General features: G+C 61.4%; 17 protein-coding genes, 1 tRNA gene and 2 pseudogenes. 8 read left to right on the top strand and 12 right to left on the bottom strand.

The window, feature by feature from the left end:
- Positions 1–246 precede the first annotated feature (246 nt).
- Together BLT09_RS15455 and BLT09_RS15450 are read left to right on the top strand one after the other, a co-directional pair.
- Complete coding sequence (locus BLT09_RS15455; RefSeq protein ID WP_091594364.1) at positions 247–1,578, top strand: glycosyltransferase; 1,332 nt, start codon at positions 247–249, stop codon at positions 1,576–1,578.
- Complete coding sequence (locus tag BLT09_RS15450) at positions 1,575–2,348, top strand: HAD-IIB family hydrolase (RefSeq protein WP_091594362.1); 774 nt, start codon at positions 1,575–1,577, stop codon at positions 2,346–2,348. The genes BLT09_RS15455 and BLT09_RS15450 overlap by 4 nt, the downstream gene beginning before the upstream one ends.
- A 20-nt stretch (positions 2,349–2,368) precedes the next feature.
- On the opposite strand, the gene BLT09_RS15445 is transcribed toward BLT09_RS15450, so the two are convergent.
- Complete coding sequence (locus BLT09_RS15445; RefSeq protein ID WP_091594360.1) at positions 2,369–4,081, bottom strand: GH32 C-terminal domain-containing protein; 1,713 nt, start codon at positions 4,079–4,081, stop codon at positions 2,369–2,371.
- A gap of 410 nt (positions 4,082–4,491) precedes the next feature.
- On the opposite strand from BLT09_RS15445, the gene BLT09_RS15440 reads away from it, so the two are divergent.
- Positions 4,492–5,403 carry a dihydrodipicolinate synthase family protein gene (locus tag BLT09_RS15440; RefSeq protein WP_091594358.1) on the top strand — a complete coding sequence of 304 codons (912 nt, stop codon included), beginning with the start codon at positions 4,492–4,494 and terminating at the stop codon, positions 5,401–5,403.
- A gap of 65 nt (positions 5,404–5,468) precedes the next feature.
- Here the strand turns inward: BLT09_RS15440 and BLT09_RS15435 are convergent.
- Positions 5,469–6,116 (bottom strand): annotated as a pseudogene (locus BLT09_RS15435) (DUF2213 domain-containing protein).
- Positions 6,117–6,151: 35 nt separating this feature from the next.
- On the opposite strand from BLT09_RS15435, the gene BLT09_RS15430 reads away from it, so the two are divergent.
- On the top strand, positions 6,152–6,688 hold the full coding sequence (locus tag BLT09_RS15430; protein WP_091594356.1) for a hypothetical protein: 537 nt from the start codon (positions 6,152–6,154) through the stop codon (positions 6,686–6,688).
- 113 nt (positions 6,689–6,801) lie between these two features.
- Positions 6,802–7,137: a hypothetical protein gene (locus BLT09_RS15425; protein ID WP_091594354.1), complete on the top strand. Its 336-nt coding sequence runs from the start codon at positions 6,802–6,804 to the stop codon at positions 7,135–7,137.
- Between the two features lie 848 nt (positions 7,138–7,985).
- Here BLT09_RS15425 and BLT09_RS15415 read toward each other — a convergent pair.
- Positions 7,986–8,422, bottom strand: a pseudogene (locus BLT09_RS15415) (DnaB-like helicase N-terminal domain-containing protein).
- 62 nt (positions 8,423–8,484) lie between these two features.
- On the opposite strand from BLT09_RS15415, the gene BLT09_RS15410 reads away from it, so the two are divergent.
- Together BLT09_RS15410 and BLT09_RS15405 are read left to right on the top strand one after the other, a co-directional pair.
- Positions 8,485–9,531, top strand: coding sequence for a hypothetical protein (locus BLT09_RS15410; RefSeq protein ID WP_091594351.1), 1,047 nt, complete (start codon positions 8,485–8,487; stop codon positions 9,529–9,531).
- Positions 9,532–9,603: 72 nt separating this feature from the next.
- Complete coding sequence (locus tag BLT09_RS15405) at positions 9,604–10,077, top strand: methyltransferase domain-containing protein (RefSeq protein ID WP_091594350.1); 474 nt, start codon at positions 9,604–9,606, stop codon at positions 10,075–10,077.
- A gap of 197 nt (positions 10,078–10,274) precedes the next feature.
- Here the strand turns inward: BLT09_RS15405 and BLT09_RS15400 are convergent.
- Positions 10,275–10,359 (bottom strand) — tRNA-Leu (locus tag BLT09_RS15400).
- A gap of 180 nt (positions 10,360–10,539) precedes the next feature.
- Between BLT09_RS15400 and lipB the strand changes: the two genes are divergently transcribed.
- Complete coding sequence (lipB, locus tag BLT09_RS15395; protein WP_091594348.1) at positions 10,540–11,283, top strand: lipoyl(octanoyl) transferase LipB; 744 nt, start codon at positions 10,540–10,542, stop codon at positions 11,281–11,283.
- 482 nt (positions 11,284–11,765) lie between these two features.
- Here lipB and BLT09_RS15390 read toward each other — a convergent pair whose 3' ends face one another.
- The 8 genes from BLT09_RS15390 to nuoN form a co-directional block, all read right to left on the bottom strand.
- Positions 11,766–12,449 (bottom strand): ABC transporter ATP-binding protein, encoded by a 684-nt coding sequence (locus BLT09_RS15390; protein WP_206072800.1) that lies wholly within the window; start codon positions 12,447–12,449, stop codon positions 11,766–11,768.
- Positions 12,446–13,732 carry a lipoprotein-releasing ABC transporter permease subunit gene (locus BLT09_RS15385; RefSeq protein WP_091594346.1) on the bottom strand — a complete coding sequence of 429 codons (1,287 nt, stop codon included), beginning with the start codon at positions 13,730–13,732 and terminating at the stop codon, positions 12,446–12,448. The genes BLT09_RS15390 and BLT09_RS15385 overlap by 4 nt, the downstream gene beginning before the upstream one ends.
- Positions 13,729–15,057, bottom strand: coding sequence for a proline--tRNA ligase (gene proS / locus BLT09_RS15380; RefSeq protein ID WP_091594518.1), 1,329 nt, complete (start codon positions 15,055–15,057; stop codon positions 13,729–13,731). Before proS ends, BLT09_RS15385 begins: the two co-directional genes overlap by 4 nt.
- Positions 15,058–15,633: 576 nt before the next feature.
- Positions 15,634–15,918 carry a DUF1467 family protein gene (locus tag BLT09_RS15375; RefSeq protein WP_023798870.1) on the bottom strand — a complete coding sequence of 95 codons (285 nt, stop codon included), beginning with the start codon at positions 15,916–15,918 and terminating at the stop codon, positions 15,634–15,636.
- Positions 15,915–16,319, bottom strand: a complete 405-nt coding sequence (gene mce / locus BLT09_RS15370; protein WP_091594344.1) for a methylmalonyl-CoA epimerase — start codon at positions 16,317–16,319, stop codon at positions 15,915–15,917. The genes BLT09_RS15375 and mce overlap by 4 nt, the downstream gene beginning before the upstream one ends.
- 117 nt (positions 16,320–16,436) lie before the next feature.
- Complete coding sequence (locus BLT09_RS15365) at positions 16,437–18,107, bottom strand: ribonuclease J (RefSeq protein WP_091594515.1); 1,671 nt, start codon at positions 18,105–18,107, stop codon at positions 16,437–16,439.
- Between the two features lie 117 nt (positions 18,108–18,224).
- On the bottom strand, positions 18,225–19,046 hold the full coding sequence (locus tag BLT09_RS15360) for a biotin--[acetyl-CoA-carboxylase] ligase (RefSeq protein WP_091594342.1): 822 nt from the start codon (positions 19,044–19,046) through the stop codon (positions 18,225–18,227).
- Between the two features lie 4 nt (positions 19,047–19,050).
- Positions 19,051–20,487 carry an NADH-quinone oxidoreductase subunit NuoN gene (gene nuoN / locus BLT09_RS15355; RefSeq protein WP_091594340.1) on the bottom strand — a complete coding sequence of 479 codons (1,437 nt, stop codon included), beginning with the start codon at positions 20,485–20,487 and terminating at the stop codon, positions 19,051–19,053.
- Between the last annotated feature and the right edge of the window lie 14 nt (positions 20,488–20,501).

Here is a 20,501-nt window from a genome sequence, read left to right as displayed (position 1 = left end):
GACTACAGCCAGATCCCCAGTCCATGAAAGGAAAAAACTAAACGGCGAGCGATCGTCGCTGCTTCGTGCCCCACACTCCGTCTTTGAAAGCGCGACGATCTGGCGGGTGTCACTTGTCCACCGACGTGCCACCAGCCTGGCGGCCGCCTGGCGCTTTCGCCATTTGCGGATGGCGGCTGGAAACCTTATATAATTGACCTTGTGCATGCTGCGGCGTGCGCAGATCAATCGTAGAGAAGGATACAGATGCCGGACTCGGATGCGGCGATACCTCGAATTGCACTCATTTCAACCCACGGCTACGTAGCAGCCAACCCACCACTCGGCGCGGCCGATACCGGCGGACAGGTGGTCTATGTCCTGGAACTTGCCAAGAAGCTGGCCCAGTTGGGTTATGCCGTCGATATCTGGACGCGACGATTTGAAGACCAGCCTCCTGTCGATGACGTGGCCGACGGGGTTCGCGTCCTGCGTGTCGCCTGCGGCGGACCCGATTTTATTCCGAAGGAATATCTCCACCGCCACCTTCTCGAGTGGTGTGAAAACGCGCTGCGGCTGATTCGCCGGGAAAATCTCTCCTACGACTTCATCAACAGTCACTACTGGGATGCGGGCGTGGCGGGGCAGCGACTGTCGGAAGCGCTCACTGTCCCGCACATCCATACGCCGCATTCGCTTGGCATCTGGAAGCAGCGCCAGATGAAGACGGACTACCCTGACAAGGCCGATACGTTCGAGGCCGAGTTCAATTTCAGCGAGCGCATAAAGCACGAGACGATCATCTATCGAAGCTGCGCCATGGTGATCGCAACAACGCCGCCGCAGGTCGACATGCTGGTCGAGGACTACAGCCTCGAGCGCGACCGCGTGCACATGATCCCGCCCGGTTACGACGACAACCGGTTCTTCCCGGTCAGCGAGGCGTCTCGCCGGTTGATCCGCCATCGGCTCGGCTTCGAAGGGCGGACGGTCCTGGCGCTCGGCCGGCTCGCCACCAACAAGGGCTACGACCTGCTGATCGATGCGTTTTCAGTGGTGGCGCCGCGTGTGCCGGATGCGGTCCTGAGGCTCGCTGTCGGCGGCGAGAACATGGACGAACAGGAACAGAAGATCCTGAACCAGCTCAAGCAACAGGTCGAACAGCTAGGCTTGCAGGATCGTGTCGTCTTCTCCGGCTATGTTGCCGACGAGGACCTGGCCGACACCTATCGGGCGGCGGACATGTTCGTCCTGTCGAGCCGCTACGAGCCGTTCGGCATGACCGCGATCGAGGCAATGGCTTGCGGAACGCCGACCGTGGTTACGATCCATGGCGGCCTCTATCGCGGGATCAGCTATGGCCGGCATGCGCTTTTTGGCGATCCGTTCGACAAGGAAGACCTCGGCATCACCATCGTCAAGCCGATGAAGCACCAGCGCCTCTACGGCCGCCTGGGCCGCATGGGCGCGCACAAGGCGCGCAGCCTGTTCACCTGGACAGGCATCGCGCAGCAGCTGGTCAGCCTTGTCGAAGGACGTCCGGTGCTGAAGGCGGTCGACGATCATGACTGGGACGAGCCGTGGAACGACGGCGATTGAAACCGATCGCGCTTTTGTCGAGTGATCTCGACGGGACCCTGGCGGGCGACGCGCCGGCGACGTCACGATTTCGGTTGAAATGGCAAGCGCTCGATCCCGAGCACCGGCCGGTTCTCGTCTACAACAGCGGTCGCCTGGCCGACGATATCTTGAACTTCGTCGACGAAGTCGCCCTGCCGGCGCCGGACTATGTGATCGGCGGTGTCGGCACGATGCTCGCCGGTCCGCGGCACACCTCGCGCCTCGCACACTTTACTGATTTGGGGCATTTTACCCAAAGATTTTCGGAAGGCTGGTCGCTTGAAAAGATCGATGCGGTGCTCGGGTCGCTCAAAGACACCGTCCGCCAACCCGACGGCTATCAACACGCCTTCAAATCGAGCTGGTACCTGCTCGACGCAAGTCCGGAAGCCCTTGCCAGCATCGAGCGTGCTTTGGCCGAGGCCGGCCTGTCGGTGACAATGGTTTATTCGAGCGGACGCGATCTCGACATCCTGCCGCGCTCAGCAGACAAGGGCCAGGCGCTGGCCTGGCTGTGCAATGAGCTCGGCATCGGCCTCGATGAGGTGGTCGTCGCCGGCGATACCAACAACGACCGCAGCATGTTCGAGCTGCCCGGTGCGCGCGGGATTGTCGTTGCCAATGCGCTTCCCGAACTGCTTGACATGGCGCGGGCCAACCCGCTGATCTACAGCGCCAAGGAACAGTTCGCCCTTGGCGTCGTCGAAGGCCTCGTTCATTGGTCGGTATTTGCGGACGCCCGATCCTGAACTGGAAATATATCTCCTTGTCACGGTTTGAGCGCCCATACCGTCGCGTGTAGAATGGCGCCCGTTTCGGCGATGAGGCGTGCCGATTGCACCGCATCAAAACCGCTGATCCGTTTCGTGCCGGCCCAACGGCCGCGATCCGCAAAAACCTCGATCGATCCGTAGTCGAGGAATATCCGCAGCCGTTTTGGACGGGCTCCCTTGGCAATATAGTGAGGGGATTCCACTGCGTCGTCTCCATGACGAATGGCAAGTCCCTCGTCGTCGACGACAACCTCGAGCCGGACAGTTGGATGTTGCAGCTTCAAGTGGAAATGGGCACCCGGCTTTTCCAGCTCGAACAGGATTTCGACGGCGCCGTTGATAAAGCTTACCTGCTCTCCGGCTGCGAGGCGTGTCCGGTCCAGAATATGGCTCCGCAGGCTCTCGGCAGCGCCGATGGGCGGGGTGTGCAACTCGCCTGCAGACAGATGGATATTGCGAGGCAACGTCATGGCTGTGGGGAAATCGATTGCCGGCCCGGTGTCGGCCCAGTTGGCAAGCCAGCCTATGCCAACAATGGCATCGCCGTCGGCGAAGGCCTGGAAGGCGTAATTATCCGTCCCGAAGTCCAGTTCCTGTTCGAATTCCTTGGCAAAGGTCCGACCATCGAACCAGCCGACAATGGCCATTGTCAGGTTCTTGCGCCGGGTCGACTGGTCTTCACTGTTCATCAGCCCGAGAATCAGAACCCAGCGCGTCGCGGGATCGGTCGCAGGCCCGTCGAGCGGCAGCAGACAGGGGCATTCGATCGCCGTCGTCCGATAGTGTTTCTCGACCAGAAGCTTGCCGACATACGTCCAGCCGGTGGCGGCCGTATGGTCACGGGTTTCGTAGAGCAGGACAACGCCGCCTTCATCGCTCTGGCTGCCCAGCAGCATTTTCCAAAGGCCATCCGGTCCCCTGAAGACGTATGGGTCACGAAAATCCGCTGTCAATCCCTGGTCAAGCGGGCGGTATGGCAGGATGACGTGCGCATCTCCCGCCATGATGAGGTCGCTGGAAGTGGCCGTGAGTTGGATCTGCTGTTCCGGGATACGGTCCTGTACCTGCTCGGTGAAAAAGACGCGAATGCCCGGGCCATCGGCAAGCGGGATGGCCGAGCCGGAATAGGCGCCGCCCCGTTTGTCGGGCCTGGCGGTGAGATCTTCCGACGGAAACAGGAAGATGGGCATATGACGCCACCGCAAATAATCCGAAGAGACGGCGTGCCCCCAATGCATCGTGTTCCAGCGAAGGCCATGCGAATAATGCTGATAGAACAGATGTGGGCGGCCTCCAAACCGGCCAAATCCGTTCGGATCGTTCATCCAGCCGAACGGCGGACGAAAATGATAGCTGTCGGGGATGTTCGGTGGGGCATTTCCCGGATTGGTGTGGAGAACTGTAATGCCTGTCTCCAGCACGTCGGCCAATGCGAACCAGTAGGCAACCGAAACCGAGGTCTGATCCGCATCGTAATCCAGTTCGACACTGCCGCCGCCGAAGACGTGAAAAATTCTGAATTCATGCTCTTCGGCGTTCGCGACGCTCACCTCGCCGAACTTGCCACGGACATTGGAAAACGACAGCGAGCCCGGAACGTCCGGCTTGGTCGCCTTGAGCCAGATATGGAAGGTGGCGTTGACCGGCAGATCGGCATGCAGGCTTCGAATGGTGTTCCCGGCCGCAATCCTTACCTGGCTGTCACTCATAAATAGGGCTCCGTTGCGTGCGGCTTTCCCAGGCAAAACCGGATGCTCGACCTGGAATGCATTGCGGAAGGTTAAAGCTGGATTTTCACTTTGGCAAAGTCATTCCCCAGGATCGACAGCCCTTGACGTCAATCGCCGCACGGATCGCCGCCTGCAGCTGCTGAACTCGCGGCGTAAGAAGGTTGACGGCTCGCTGAGCATGATTGCATTGTCCGACGGCTCAACACCTTCTCTTTTCCGCGGGTTTCGACCCACGGCGCAATCCCGTGCAGCCATTGTCCAGAGCGGCCAACCATTTGTCCGCATACGATGGAACGACGGACGGGACCCCGCCCGTCCGGACCGACTGCCGGGTTGGATCGGACCGTCGGTCCTGCGTTATGATTGAAAGCTGGATTTAGGAGGAACTCATGGCCATCGGCCCTGACACCAAAGGCGTCTACACCATTGCCCCGACGCCGTTCGAGGCGGATGGCAAGATCGACTGGGAATCGCTTGATTCGATGGTCGATTTCTACGAGCGCTGCGGCGTCGATGGCATGACAATCCTCGGCATCATGGGTGAGGCCCCGAAGCTCGACGCCGGCGAATCGATCGAGATCGTCAAACGTGTCGTGGCGCGCACCAGGCTGCCGGTCATCGTGGGCGTCTCCGCCCCTGGCTTCGCCGCCATGCGCAGCCTTGCGCGCGCCGCGATGGAGCTTGGCGTGCAGGGCGTGATGATCGCGCCGCCGCCGGCGCTGCGCACCGACGACCAGATCGTCACCTATTTCCGCAACGCATCCGAAGCGGCCGGCGAGGATGTTCCTTTCGTCCTGCAGGATTATCCACTGACCCTTTCGGTCATCATGACGCCGGCCGTCATCCGCCGCATCGTCACCGACAACCCGGCCTGCTTCATGCTCAAGCACGAGGACTGGCCGGGCCTGGAGAAGATCAGCGCGCTGCGCGGTTTCCAAAACGACGGCTCGCTGCGGCCGCTGTCGATCCTTACCGGTAATGGCGGCCTCTTTCTCGACTTCGAGATGGAGCGCGGTGCCGACGGCGCGATGACCGGCTATGCCTTCCCCGATATGCTGGTCGACATGGTGAAACTGTCCGCCGCCGGCGAGCGCGACAAGGCGCACGATCTTTTCGACGCCCACCTGCCCTACCTGCGCTATGAGCAGCAACCCGGCGTGGGACTTGCGGTACGCAAATATGTGATGATGAAGCGCGGCGCCATCGCGTCGGACGCCCAGCGCAAGCCGGGCAGTGCATTGTCGGGGGCGGCCAGACAAGAGGTCGACTATATGCTCATGCGGCTGGAAAGTCGCGTCTAGAGCGCTTGCGTCTCGATGGAACCAAAACCACAAAGTCGCGCCCTTACTCTTTGTTTTGACGTACCTTATCGAACGCCAAACGAAGACGTTTGGCTGCCTGATGCTCCAGCTTTTGTCTTCAGTTTTTCGACTTTTGGTCGCGGATGTGAGCCTCGACCGAAGGCGCATTGACGCCCGGTCCGGCCGGCGAACATCACCGGTGCGAGCCTTGGAACCAGCCCGGGCCGATCGACGAGCGCGAGGTGGTTGATCTTGATATCTCGCTGCTGGGCATCGAAGGCCTGCCCATCAGGAGACGTGCCTGGCGTCCAGTCCAGCGTGCAGGAGTAGCCGGCGCTGAGTTCGCGCTTGCCATCCTCGACGGATTTGATGGCGGCGGCATCTTAGAGGATCAGCGGCAGCATGATCCACTCGCCGTCCTTCTTGGCGGCGGTGCTGACCTCGCCGACGGCCAGATCCTTCCAGGTCTCGGCCGTCACCATGTCTTTCGGGTGATTGACCGTCACCGGCGCATGGCTGAACGACTGCAGCGAGGCGCCGGCGAACACATGATCAGGACCGCGATAGACCCGCACCGTCTTGAGCTCTGGCTTGCCGACCTCGTCGCCGGCGTAAACCGGAATGCCGGTACGCACGCAGCGCGCCTCGGCGACAAGATAGCCGTCTTCAGTCCGGCGCGTTCCCGCGACGGTTACAGCGTCGGTGAATTGCATTATTAGTTTCTCCGCACCAATGAGGAGCCAGCCCGATGGCAGAGATGAGAGATATCGATTGGTCAGAGCATTATCTGGCCATCGGGACGTTTGTTGTTGAGTTCGAGAAGATCGCGACGAGGTTGCGATTCTGCTATAATTGCGTCTTACAGACACAAGGTCTGAAGGTCTGGGACCTTGGCGCGAACCTCCTGTCCATCGTAACGATCTCGCCGGAAAGCCTAGCAATTGCGTACGGCTCGGCAATGAAGATTCTGAGCAACGACACAGAGCTAGGAACTCTGACCGACGACATCTACAAACGCACCAAAGTTCTAGCCGAACGCCGCAATGAAATCGTCCATGGTGAATGGCGGATTGGGCCAGAGATGGTCATTGTTGGCGCAGACGAACTGCCATCTCGCGTAGGCATCAAACGGAAATCAACGAGGGCCGGGCAACGCGTCACGCAACTGGCAACGATCGACGAGATTTCGCAGCATATCGCAGAAGCCAGAGCAGTAGTGCGTATGATCGATCATGCCTTCTATTTGCTGCTGGTTTCGATAGATCCATCCGATGCCCAACAATAGCCGTGACGCCTTGACGGTTTAATTACGAATTCCTCGAACACCTCCGTCCCGAGCACGATCTTGCCGCGGTTCGGCTCGATTTCTTTAAACAGGCCAGCAGCGCGGAGGCACAAATGACCGATTTCAGCACGTTAGATGTAGACGGTAGGACGTTTTTTATCGGCCTCGCCGAGAGCGCTTACCGCGAAGTAGAGCACAGCCTGAGAGAATACGACAGTGACGGCGGCCAATTGCTCGATGCGAGACTCTTAACGGCAGCAGGCGGCATTCGCCGTAAGGCAAAACGGCTGGCCGAACTATGCGCAACAGAGCAGGCAGCGGAAATGACAAACGCTGAAGTGGCCCTCTACGAAGCCGGCCTTCTTGCTAATGGCATCAGCCCCAGTAGCGTTGCACGACCGGAGCGCTATCGGGCCTATGATCAGTCGTTATTGACAGGCGGGATTTAATCCTCCCTGACTCCCTACTACCCGACCACTCCCCGAATACTTCCGGTCCGAGCACGATTGCGCGACCGGTACAGCCTGCCGTCGCGCCCAAAAGTACTAGACTGCCCTTTGCGCTGCCTGAGTGTTCACGTTAACCTTCGACCAAACGAAGGGGATGGGAATGCGGGGTGTTTTAACTTTGGCTTTGATCATGTGCGCCGTGACCGCGCGTGCTGATGAAGCGAGCCGGCTCGAACGGCAAATCTCGAAATGTCTTGTGTTACCGGCTGCCACTCCGGACATTCCGGGATTGAAAGCTGATTTTCAGGTGGTACTAAGCAAGGCCGGCAACGTGAAGACGATCACCGTTACGTCCTACAGTCCACATTCTGACGCCGCCAAGAGCGTTGCGGAAGGGCTATCCCGGTCGATACCGAAGTGTTGGCCACCAGGCGTCAAGAACGGTCCAATAAATATTCACCTCGATTTTGGCGAGTGGCGCTAGCGTTCTGGCGGGGCGGCTATGTCGTTGGCGGCTCCGTGGCCCTTTCAGCGTTGAAGCGGCCGTCAATTCTTCTACGCTCGGCTCCTGCTCGCTCAGCTTGCCATACTCGTCGATCGCCGCTTCCAACCCGGGAAGGCTGCCATCCTCGACGAACGCGTTCACCAATGCCTCGGACAACCAAGTTGCCGCGGCGGATATCGCCGAGCGCGGAAGTGATTTCCGGCAGAAACCATGGAATGCGGGAAGTCGCGTCACCGCTGGACTTGGCAGCTTTGGTGACGGCGTTCGGAAGGATGACACCGTATTGGACCGAAGCAGAACGCACGTTGCCTTCCCTGGCAATGCGGGTGAGCTCGTCGGCCGTCTACCCGATGATCTTCTCCAGCGTCATGTCGACGGGCATGTTGCGGGCCAGCGCGTCGAGATCCTGTGCCGTCGCAATCAGCTGATGTCTGGCCCACATCTCAATGACGCCGCGGCCGTAGTCATAGGCGCTTGAGATGGTGACCGCCTCAGACGCGAGTCGGATCACATAGGCGAACATCGTCAGGTCGCCGACCATCTGGTCAGCAGGGAAGTAGGGCTTGATCGTAATCGGATTGACCGGCCGTCCCTCGGCGATCATCGTGCCCATAGTTTCGTAAAGCGCGCCGTCGGCTTGTCGGCGAAATGGTTCGGCTTCAGGAACCCGGCGACGCGCCAGTAGGCGTCATTCGAGTTCAGTATGGCGCCGAGAAGGGGTTGCTCGGCTTCGATTGCGTCGGGGAATGGTAGCCGAAATTCACGGGGATGCGTGTTCATCTCGCCTCCATTCCTTGGGGGGGAGCACATCTAGATTTAGCGTAGAGGCTGGGGGAAGTTCGATGTCTGAGATGGTACCCTTTGGGGTTGTCGCACTGTTGCTGGTGTGCGCATTCGTTTGCCTTCGGTTTTTGCCTGACAAATTCGCCAGAAGAGCCACAGATTTTTGTGTTCACAGCGAACAAGCGAAGATCCTCGCAGCTGTGTCCGGTGCCATAGCTTTTGTCGTGGTGATCGCAACTGCTTATCAGATCTGGACAGACCTTAGAGACCGCGCCACGGAGCGGGAAATAAGACGAGATGAATCTATTGCTCGCGCATGGGATAGATTGCTGAGACCCGCGGTAGGCAACACCGGCAAAGGCGAAGCTCTCACCCTTCTGCATAAACAAGGGAGCCGCCTCGTCGGTATCGACCTGTCCTGCCAGACTTACGGAAGTTGGGATAACGAAAGCGCAAAGTGCCGGAAGCGGCCAATCATTGCTGGGGTGACGTTTGCCCTCCATGAGGGTCGCTCTGATTACATGAACGTAGCCGCCATGACTGACGCTGACCTTAAGCACACAGAGCTCCAAGGGTGGAAAATCGACAAGATGGCCTTCAGTGCAGATTTCAGAAACGTGGTCGCAACCGACTTCACAGTTGTGTTCGGCCAATTGAGCGGGAATTTTGAAGGGGCGACGATTAGCTATTCGTCGATACTTGGCAGCACACTCGTTATAAGGCCCGGCGAACACCCCAAGATGAACAAAGTGAACATCAGCGGGACCCGATATGGTTATCTTGCCGATACACCATTTGAGGAGATATTTTACTGGGCCGACTGGCCACCGGTTCGTTACGTGAAGTTTAGCCCAGGTCTCAAGGACGCAAGCGGACTTACACCAGACCCCTACTATGGCATGCAGGTTCTGTCCAAACTGACGGCCTGTGCTCCCCCGAAGGAGAACGATGGCAAAGTCATGCCACAGAATCTGCGCCACCTTGTGACCCCACCTTGGAGGTCCTGCGACCGCATGTCCGCGGAGGCGTCGCAGAGACGTTACCCTGACGCCTATGCCATCTCGCACCGCACGGTTCGGAAGCTCCCGAAGCCCCCGCCCATCTAGGCTATTCACCACTCGCGGCTTCATGCCGTCTCCATCATTCGAACAAGGCGAGTTGCGCCGGCGGGCGCCGCGTTGGTCTATATCCGGTTCGTACTCACGCATCTCGCGAGGCCGGAGAATGTGCTGGCGAGAGCGAGGGCGGGACTGGCGCCCGGCGGCGTCTTGATCGTCGAGGACATCGACTATGCCGGCCAGTTCTGCGATCCGCCTTGTCCGGCCGTCGAACGCTATCGCGAGCTCTTTGTCGCGACGCTCAAGGCGCGCGGCGGCGACCCGTTCATCGGGCGCCGGCTGGTCCGCCTTCTGGAGAGCGCGGGCTTTGCCAGTGTCGATACCTGTCTCGTCCAGCCCTTCGGGCGAAGCCGCGACATCAAGCAGACCACGTCGCTCACCATGGCGGCGATCGCCGAGGCGATCATGACATCGGGCATCGCTTCCGCCGAAGAGGTCGACCATGTGACGCGCGAGAGCAAAGCCTTTGCCGACCGGTCGGACACGACCATATCCCTGCCGCGCATCTTTCAGGCGTGGGGGCGAATGACGTAGCTGAGAGATGCATTGCCTTCCGGCAACGGCCTTGCCGTATGACGGCTTTGCGTCAAACCACGCGGTCAGGACGCGGCATTCCGCATCCAACCAGCAACGGGTTCGTGCAGTGTTCAGTTCGGTTTGCACAAACAGTCTTGGAAGGATTGCAGGGAAACAAAAAAGCACAATAAAAATAACAGCTTGTTGGACAAAGCTGGTGCGGTCGAGAAGACTCGAACTTCCACGGGTTGCCCCACAGCGACCTCAACGCTGCGCGTCTACCAATTCCGCCACGACCGCACGTGGTAGGAGCCGGAACGAACCGGCTCGCGGCGTGTAGCAAATCGTTTCCAGCGAAACAAGGGCGCGTCGCGCAATAATTGCCCGGGCTTCGGCATAACCCTCCAAAGAGCTGAAACGCGCTCGCAACTGGACGTTTCAGCCGATTGCCGCCATATGTGAGGCGACACGAGACACACCATGACAGAACGCAGCCAGATCGCCACGTCGTTCCTGCCCCTGCCCGGTTCGGCACCGGTCGAATGGCGGATCGAACCCGGCCTCACCGCCTATCCGGATGCGCTTGCCGTGATGGAGGGGCGTGCCGAAGCGATCCGAAGCGGCGGCGCCGGCGAGATGGTCTGGCTGGTAGAGCATCCGCCACTCTACACCGCCGGCACCAGCGCCCGCATAGAGGACCTGATCGAGCCCGACCGTTTCCCGGTGTTCGCAGCTGGGCGCGGCGGCGAATACACCTATCATGGGCCGGGCCAGCGGGTCGCTTATGTGATGCTCGATCTGAAGCGGCGGCGCGAGGATGTCCGCGCCTTCGTCGCGGCACTTGAACAATGGATCATCGGCACGCTCGCCGCCTTCAACGTGCGCGGCGAACGGCGCGAGAACCGTGTCGGCGTCTGGGTGGTCCGGCCGGATCGCCCCGCCCTGCCCGACGGATCGCTCGCCGAGGACAAGATCGCCGCCATCGGCATCAGGCTGAGGCGCTGGGTGAGCTTTCACGGTATCGCCATCAATGTCGAGCCGGATCTCGCCCACTTCAGCGGCATAGTGCCGTGCGGCGTGCAGGACCACGGTGTCACCAGCCTCGTCGACCTCGGCCTCCCCCTGGCAATGGCCGATCTCGATGTGGCGCTGAAATCCGCCTTCGAGGATGTCTTCGGACCCACCGCAGCTCTGCTTGTCGAAACGGCCCGCAAGGCCGGCTGACAAAGCGGCGCTGAACCACAGAGCTCCGACGCAGCCCCTCACCCCGTGAAGAACCGGCGCGCTGCCTCACATCGCTCCGATCCAGATCGCCATGGAAATGAGAAACGTGCTCATGCACACCAGTGACACGACATCCTGAACAAGACCGGTCATAACGCTCTCCTGTTTTCAGTATGTTCGCATTTTGTTCTGATTTTGTTCGAATGTCAACGGCCGGAGTCAGAGCGTATCGCGAAATTCGGGCGCTCAGTTCGGCAGGGTTAAGGAAAGGTTGAGAACGGATTTCACTGTTTCCGCGCTGGCGGCGTGCGGGAAAACACGGCCGCTGGTGATCAGCCCGTTAGGTGTGTCGAGATTCAGGTCAGGCCGCGCCGAGAATGGTGGTTTCCGAGAACCGGAGCGGAGCGTACTTTAAGTACGTGAGCACCGGAAGCGCAAGAAACCGCCGTTCGTAGGCCGGCCTCACCTGAATATCGATACAGCTAAAGCGGAACGACCTTGCCGTCGGCGAGCGTGACGCGACGGTCCATGCGCGAGGCAAGCTCGTGATTGTGGGTGGCGATCAGCGCCGCCAGGCCCGACTGCCGGACCAGCGCCGCCAGTGCCTCGAAGACATAGGAGGCGGTGACCGGGTCGAGGTTGCCGGTCGGCTCGTCGGCCAGCAGCACCAGCGGCGCATTGGCGACGGCGCGCGCGATGGCGACGCGCTGTTGCTCGCCGCCGGACAGTTCGGACGGCCGGTGCTGCGCGCGTTTGCCGATCTGCATGTAGTCGAGCAGTTGCGCCGACCGCTCGGCAGCCTCCTTGCGCGTCAGCCCTTTTATCAGTTGCGGCATCATGATGTTTTCCAGCGCCGTGAACTCGGGCAGCAGGTGATGGAACTGGTAGACGAAGCCGACATCGTTACGGCGGATCGCCGTGCGCTCGTCGTCGGAAAGCCGCCCGCAGGCGCGGCCGGCCAGAATGACATCACCGGCGTCCGGCCGCTCCAGCAGTCCGGCGGTATGCAACAGCGTCGATTTGCCGGTGCCCGAAGGCGCCACCAGCGCCACGATCTCACCGCGCTTCAGCGAAAAATCGGCGCCGTTGAGGATGGTCAGCTTGCGCGGCCCCTGGACATAGTGCCGCTCGACGCTCTTCAGCTCGATAATGGCCTCGGCCATCATTCGTACCTCAGCGCTTCGACCGGATCGAGCCTGGCCGCGCGCCATGCCGGAAACAGCGTCGCCAGGAACGACAGCACCAGCGCCATCAGCACCACCGAGATCGTCTCGCTGGCGTCCATGCGGGCAGGCAACTGGCTCAGGAAGTAGAGCTCGGGATTGAACAGCCTTTCGCCGGCCAGCCAGGAGAAGAACTGGCGAATGCGCTCGACGTTCAGGCAGATAACGACGCCGAGCAGGACGCCGGCAAGGGTGCCCACCACGCCGATCGCCGCCCCCGTCATCAGGAAGATGCGCAGGATCGCGCCGCGCGTGGCGCCCATGGTGCGCAGGATGGCGATATCGTGGCCCTTGTCCTTGACCAGCATGATCAGCCCCGAAATGATGTTGAGCGCCGCGACCAGCACGATCAGCGTCAGGATCATGAACATGACGTTTCGCTCCACTTGCAGCGCATCGAAGAATGTCCGGTTGCGTTCTCGCCAGTCGACCATGGTGATCGGCCGCTGCGACGCCTCCTCGACCTTCGGCTTCAGCGCGTCGACATTGTCGGGATTGTCGACATAGATCTCGATCGCCTGGGCCCGGCCATCCATGTTGAAATAGAGCTGCGCTTCCGAAAACGGCATGTAGACGATGGAGCTGTCATATTCCGACATGCCGACCTCGAAGATCGCCGTGATCGGGTAACCCTTCATGCGCGGTGTCGTGCCGAGCGGCGTGACATCGCCGTCGGGGGCGATAAGCGTGATGGTGTCGCCGAGCACAAGACCGAGATTGTCGGCCATGCGGCTGCCGATGGCGACGCCCTCGCCTGTGTCGAAGCCGGCGATCGAGCCCTGCTTGATATTGTTGGCGACGATTGAAATCTTGCCCAGGTCCTCGCCGCGTATGCCGCGCACCAGCGCCCCCGACCCGCCGCCGACATTGCCTTGCGCCAGCACCTGGCCGTCGATCAGCGGAATGGCGTATTGGACGCCGGGCACGCCGTTGATGCGGCCGGCGATCTGCGCATAGTCCTCCAGCGGCATGTCGAGCGGCTGCACGATCAGATGGCCGTTGACGCCGAGGATGCGCGTCAGAAGCTCGGCGCGAAAGCCGTTCATGACAGCCATCACGACGATCAGCGTGGCGACGCCCAGCATGATGCCGAGGAACGAGATCGAGGCAATGACGGAGATCACCGTCTCCTTGCGGCGCGAGCGCAGATAGCGCCACGCGACCATGCGTTCAAACACGGAAAAAGGTCCGGCGGCCATGGGTTTAGCTGCTGCCGCTCCACTCATCCGGCAAAACCGAAGCGTTTCTTCACGTCTTCGATCGGCAGCGTCTCACGCTCGCCGTTCCTGCGGTTCTTGATCTCGACCTCGCCGGCGGCCACGCCGCGCGGCCCGACGATCACCTGCCACGGCAGCCCGATCAGGTCGGCTGTGGCGAACTTGCCGCCCGGCCGCTGATCGGTGTCGTCGTAGAGCACGTCCTTGCCGACGGCGACAAACGCTGCATAGAGTTCATCGCAGATGCGGTCGCAGTCGGCGTCGCCGGCTTTCATATTGATCAGGCCGATGTCGAAAGGCGCCACCGCCTCCGGCCAGATGATGCCGTTGTCGTCGTGGCTGGCCTCGATGATCGCCGCCACCAGCCGCGTCGGGCCGATGCCGTAGGAACCTCCGGAAGCAAAATGATCCTTGCCGTCGGGCCCGGTCACCTTGGCGCCCATCGGCTTCGAATATTTGTCGCCGAAATGGAAGATGTGGCCGACCTCGATGCCGCGCGCCGAGACCCGGTCGCTTGTCGCGACCTTCTCCCACGCCGCCTCGTCGTGCATCTCGTCGGTCGCCGCGTAGGGCGTCGTCCATTTCTTGACGATGTCGCCGATCTCGGCATCGTTGGAGAAGTCCGTGTCCGCCTCCGGCACGTCAAGTGCGAGATAGTCGCGATGGCAATAGACCTGGCTCTCGCCGGTGTCGGCCAGGATGATGAATTCGTGGCTGAGGTGGCCGCCGATCGGCCCGGTGTCGGCACGCATCGGGATTGCCTGCAGCCCCATGCGCGTGAACGTCCTGAGATAGGACACGAACATCCTGTTATAGGCCGCCCTGGCGCTTTCGAAGTCGAGATCGAAGGAATAGGCGTCCTTCATCAGGAACTCTCTGCTGCGCATGACGCCGAAGCGCGGCCGCACCTCGTCGCGGAATTTCCACTGGATGTGATAGAGATTGAGCGGCAGATCCTTGTAGGACTTCACATAGGCGCGGAAAATCTCGGTGACCACCTCCTCGTTGGTCGGTCCATAGAGCATGTCCCGATCCTGCCGATCCTTGATGCGCAGCATCTCCTTGCCATAGTCGTCATAGCGGCCGCTTTCGCGCCACAGCTCGGCCGACTGGATGGTCGGCATCAGGATCTCGAGCGCGCCGGCCCGGTCCTGCTCCTCGCGAACAATCCGGCAGACCTTGTCCAGCACCCTCTTGCCGAGCGGCAGCCAGGAAAAACTGCCTTGCCCCTGCTGGCGGATCATGCCGGCGCGCAGCATCAGCCGGTGCGAGACGATTTCGGCCTCGCGCGGATTTTCTTTAAGGATAGGCAGGAAATAGCGCGACAAACGCATGGACCGGTCCGTGAGAGAGAGGATTGCCGCACCGGAATCGGCGCAGCGCAGGCTTGCTTGCCCCGGCTTCATAGCCATTTCATGACGGAATGGAAACCCGCCCCCCAAGCCAACTGGCAGCCAACTGGGCGCCCGATGGGGCGTCGCAAAGGCGCCGCAGTGCCGCGTTCGCCTTGCTGGTCGTTTCGCAAGCAACGCCTGCCATACTATTGTGCAGTGCAGCACGAGATTGCTTATTTCCGGGCAAAATTCTGCGTGACATTTTCACCCGGCTTGGTCTAATGTGCGCCGATAAACGAGAGGGCGGAAAGAAATCTGCTCTCCTACGCGGTCAAAGTCTTGGGAGGATGCGATCTAGGCGCGGTTACTCGCTGCCGCCGGATACCGGAAACAGATCGGACGCGTTTAAATTGCAAGGCCTCGTGCCTTGCATTTTTTTTGTGCAATCATTTGGTTAGCACAACAAATTGCTAAACCACTTTACCTGGTCCCCAGCACAGCCGGTTCGGAACCTGCATCGGCTTCCAGCCCGGATTGGTGCTCGCATGCAAGATGTGGCCAGCCGTACCCGGCGGTCTAGTTTTCGGGACTCCGGCTGAAATCCGGCACGATGTGCGGGATGTCGTCGATGCCGAGGCCGAGCCCCCGCGTCATGCCATAAAAGATGCCAAGCAGAACCAGCGTGACGATCGTCGTCCGCAGCACCGCGCGCAGCATATGCGGTCCGCGCGGCGCGCTGGATACCGTGCCCAGCGTCACGTCCTCATCCTCGTCCTGCGTCCTCAGGCTGAACGGCAGGATGGCGAACAGCACCACCCACCATGTGATGAAGAACAGGGCGAGAAATGAAACCCAGCTCATGCTTGCTCCAGTTCGACCAGCGTGCCGAAGAAATCCTTGGGATGCAGGAAAAGCACCGGCTTGCCGTGCGCGCCGGTCTTCGGGTTGCCGTCTCCCAGGACGCGGGCGCCGCTGGCCTTGAGGTGATCTCGCGCGGCAAGAATGTCGTCGACCTCATAGCACAGATGATGCATGCCGCCCGAGGGGTTCTTCTCGAGGAATGCCGCGATCGGCGAAACCTCACCAAGCGGCTCCAGCAATTCGATCTTGGTATTGCCGACATCGACGAACACCACCGTCACGCCATGCTCCGGCAACGCCTGCGGCGCCGTCACCCGAGCGCCGAGCGTGTCGCGATAGGCCGCTGTCGCCGCAGCCAGATCCGGCACGGCAAGCGCGACATGGTTCAGGCGTCCAAGCATAGGAACTCCAAAAGTTAGGGGAGTAGGGCAGTAGGGGAGTAGGGGAATAGGGAGGAGATCGTTTGCACTTCTTCGCCTGTCTTTCCCTACTCCCCTACTGCCCTACTCCCTTGTTCGTCACCTTGTGACGAACACCGTCACCAGCGGCTTCTTGCCCCAGGCTTCATTGGCGGCGCCACGGACGGCGCGACGCACTGCCTCCTGCACGAGGTCGAGATCTCTTCGGCGCTGGCGGGGGATGGAGTCCACGGCGCCGATTGCCGCATCGATCATCAGGTCCTCCAGGCTCTCGCCGCGGCCATCGGCCTCGGCGACGCCGATGGCGACCAGATCGGGATCGCCGGCGAGCTCATATTTGTCGTCGAGCACGACATTGACCGCGACATGGCCGGCGAAAGACAGCTTGCGCCGGTCGCGAATACCCATCGCCTGGTCGGTGCCGATCAGCCTGCCGTCCTTGTAGACGCGGCCGAACGGCACCTGGTCGATGATCGTCGCAGCACCGGGATAGAGCCGCAGCATGTCACCGTTGCGCACCTGCGCCACCTGGCCGATGCCGGACACCGACATCAGCGATCCCTGCGCCACCAGATGCGCCGCCTCGCCATGCACGGGAACACCGATCTGCGGCCGCACCCATTCATACATCTTGCGCAGCTCGCTGCGGCGCGGATGGCCCGAGACATGCACCAGCGCATCGCCGTCCTCGATGATCTTGATGCCGAGGTCGATCAGCCGGTTCTTGATCTCGAGGATACCCTTCTCGTTGCCGGGAATGGTACGTGAGGAAAACACCACCGTATCGCCTGCCGTCAGCGACACCGATTTCATCTCCTCGCGCGACAGTTTCGCCAGCGCCGCAAGCGGCTCGCCCTGGCTGCCGGTGCAGATGATGACGAGGTTTTCGCGCGGGATGAAGCCAAAGTCCTCCTCGGCGATGAATTCGGGCAGCCCATCCATGTAGCCGAGTTCGCCGGCAACATCGATGACCCGCTTCAGCGAGCGGCCGAGCACCAGGCACTGCCGGCCGGCATCGCGTGCCGCCTTGGCAATGGAGACGATGCGTCCGACATTGGAGGAAAAGGTGGTGACCGCAACGCGGCCCTTGGCGCTCTGGATGACGCCCTTGAGGCCCTCGCCAACCGCGACTTCCGACGGCGACACCCCTTCCCGCAGCGCATTGGTGGAATCGCAGATCAACGCCAGCACGCCCTTGTCGCCATAGGCGCGAAAGCGCGCCTCGTCGGTCAGCGGACCGATCGTCGGCGCCGGATCGATCTTCCAATCACCGGTGTGGATGACGGTGCCGGCCGGCGAGGTGATCGCCAGCGACATCGGCTCGGGGATCGAATGCGCGACCGGGATGGCCTCGATCTCGAACGGGCCGACGCTGAACTTTTCACCGGCGCGGTAGATCGTCACCGGGATCTTTGGTGCGCCCTGCTCGCCCTGCCGCTTGGCTTCCAGCAATCCAGCGCCGAACGGCGTCATCCAGACCGGCGCCTTGAGCTTCGGCCATGTGTCGAGCAGCGCGCCGTAGTGGTCCTCATGCGCGTGCGTGATGACGATGCCACGCAGATTGGCGATGTTCTCCTCGATGAAGCGCGTGTCAGGCAGCACCAGGTCGACGCCAGGCAGGCTGGCATCGGGAAAGGTCACGCCGACATCGACGACGATCCAGTCGCGCGCATTGGCCGGCCCGTAGCCATAGAGGGCGAAGTTCATGCCGATCTCGCCGACGCCGCCAAGCGGCACGAAGACGAGTTCGGCGTTTTCCGCTGTCGCCATGATCATTCCTTTCCTGGCCGGTCAACCCAAGCCCGTCAAACTCTGGGGCCAGTCAAACCTGAGCCCGTAAAAAACTTGGCCTATCAAAACCTTGGCCTGCCAAACCTGGGGGGCCTGTCAAACCTGGGCCGACGCGACCGCACCGAAATGCACGTCGCCGGCGGCGATCGTCAGAACCGAACCCTCATCGTCGCGGATCACGAAACGGCAGTCCTCGTCAATGGTTTCGAACGTGCCGCGCACCACATTACCGTCAATTCTGACAGCAACCTGCCCGCCAAGCCCTGCCGCACGCGCCAGCCAGCGCCGCCTGACGGCGGCCAGCCCGCGCCCATCGTTCCACAGCCGCGCATTCTCGCTCCAGGCATCCGACAGCGCCAGAAACAATGTCTCGGCATCGCAAGCAGCGCCCAGCGCGCTAAGCGATGTCGCGGGATAAGGCAAATCCTTGGGGTATGCCACAACATTGACACCGATGCCGACCGCCACCGCAAAGCGATCGCCTTCGAGTATCGCCGATTCCAGCAGGATGCCGGCAAGCTTGGCGCCGGAGGCAAGCACATCGTTCGGCCATTTCAGCTCGAAACGGTTTTTTCCATCGCTGCCGCCGTCGAGGCCGATTGCGATCCTGCCCTTCGGCACGACGGCGTCGAGCGCATCGGCCAGCGCCAGCCCGGCGACGAAGCCGAGCGTCGCGGCCAGGCGAAGCTCGGCATTGGTGACCACCAGCAGCGTCGCCGCCAGATTGCCCTCGGGCGTCGCCCAGACCCGGCCGCGCCGGCCACGCCCGCTTTCCTGTTTTTTCGAAACGACCCAGAGCTTGCCCGGATCTCCCGCCCGCGCACGGTCGAGCGCCAGCGCATTGGTCGAACCGACGGTGTCATGTGCCTCGAGCCGGAACCCTTCCGAGGCCGCTGTTGGAGCCAGCCGAAATGCCATCCCGTCAGAAGAATGTCTTGGCGGCGGCTTCGGCATAGGTGCCGATCGGCCCGCCGATCAGCACGTAGAACAGCACGAAGGCGCCGCAGACGCCAAGCACGATGCGAAGCTCGGTCGCCATCGGCACGAAGCCGCCGACCGGTTCGTCGAACCACATGATCTTGATGATCCGCAGATAATAATAGGCGCCCACCACCGAGGCCAGCACGCCGATGATCGCCAGCGCGTAGAGGTTGGCGTTAATGGCGGCAAGGAACACGTACCACTTCCCCCAGAAGCCGGCGAGCGGCGGAATGCCGGCCAGCGAGAACATCAGGATGGTCAGGATCGTCGCCATGATCGGATTGGTCGACGACAGCCCGGCGAGATCGCTGATCTGTTCGACATTGCCTTCCTTGCGCCGCATGGCGAGGATGAAGGCGAAGGTGCCGAGCGTCATCACCAGATAGATCAGCATGTAGATGGCGACGCCGCGCACGCCGGCCTGGCTGTTGGCGGCGAGGCCGACCAGGGCGTAGCCCATATGGCCGATCGAGGAATAGGCCATCAGCCGCTTGATGTTGGTCTGGCCGATAGCCGCAAAGGCGCCGAGCAGCATCGAGGCGATCGAGATGAAGACGATGATCTGCTGCCAGTCGGCGGCGATCGGTTGGAAGGCGTCCATGGTGACGCGCACGATCAGCGCCATCGCCGCCATCTTCGGCGCCGCAGCGAGGAAGGCCGTCACCGGCGTAGGCGCGCCTTCATAGACGTCGGGCGTCCACATGTGGAACGGCACCGCCGATATCTTGAAGGCAAGGCCGGCCAGCACGAAGACCAGGCCGAAGACCAGGCCAAGCTGCCGCTCGCCGCCGCCAAGTGCTGCGGCGATCTCCTGGAAGCCGGTGTTGCCGGTGTAGCCGTAGACGAGGCTGATGCCGTAGAGCAGCATGCCCGACGACAGCGCGCCGAGAACAAAATATTTCAACCCCGCCTCGGTCGAGCGCAGATTGTCCCGGTTGATCGCCGCCAGCACGTAGATCGCCAGCGACTGCAGTTCGAGGCCGAGATAAAGCCCGATCATGCCGTTGGCCGAGATCATCAGCATCATGCCGAGCGTGCACAGCAGGATCAGCACCGGATACTCGAACTTGTCGAAATGCTCCGCCTTGGCGAAGCGCATCGACATGACCAGCGTCACCGCCGACCCGATCAGCGCCAGCACCTTCATGAAGCGGGCGAAGGGATCCTGGACGAAGGCTTCGCCGTAAGCATTGCCCTGCCCGGTGGAAAGGATCGTCCAGAGGCCGGCAACCACCAGGACGGCGACGGCAAGGCCGCTGACCGTGGTGGTGGTGTTGGCGCGCGAATAGGCGCCGAGCATCAGCAGCGCCAGGGCGCCGACGGCGAGGATCAGCTCTGGCGTCGATAGCGACAGGCTGGAGAGAAGGTCCGGCGTCATGGTTCGCAAACCTC

Origin of the sequence: Mesorhizobium muleiense, assembly GCF_900099905.1 — a bacterium.
Classification (GTDB): domain Bacteria; phylum Pseudomonadota; class Alphaproteobacteria; order Rhizobiales; family Rhizobiaceae; genus Mesorhizobium; species Mesorhizobium muleiense.
Note: the sequence above shows the minus strand (reverse complement) of the source record. Positions and strands in the feature narration are given on the sequence as shown.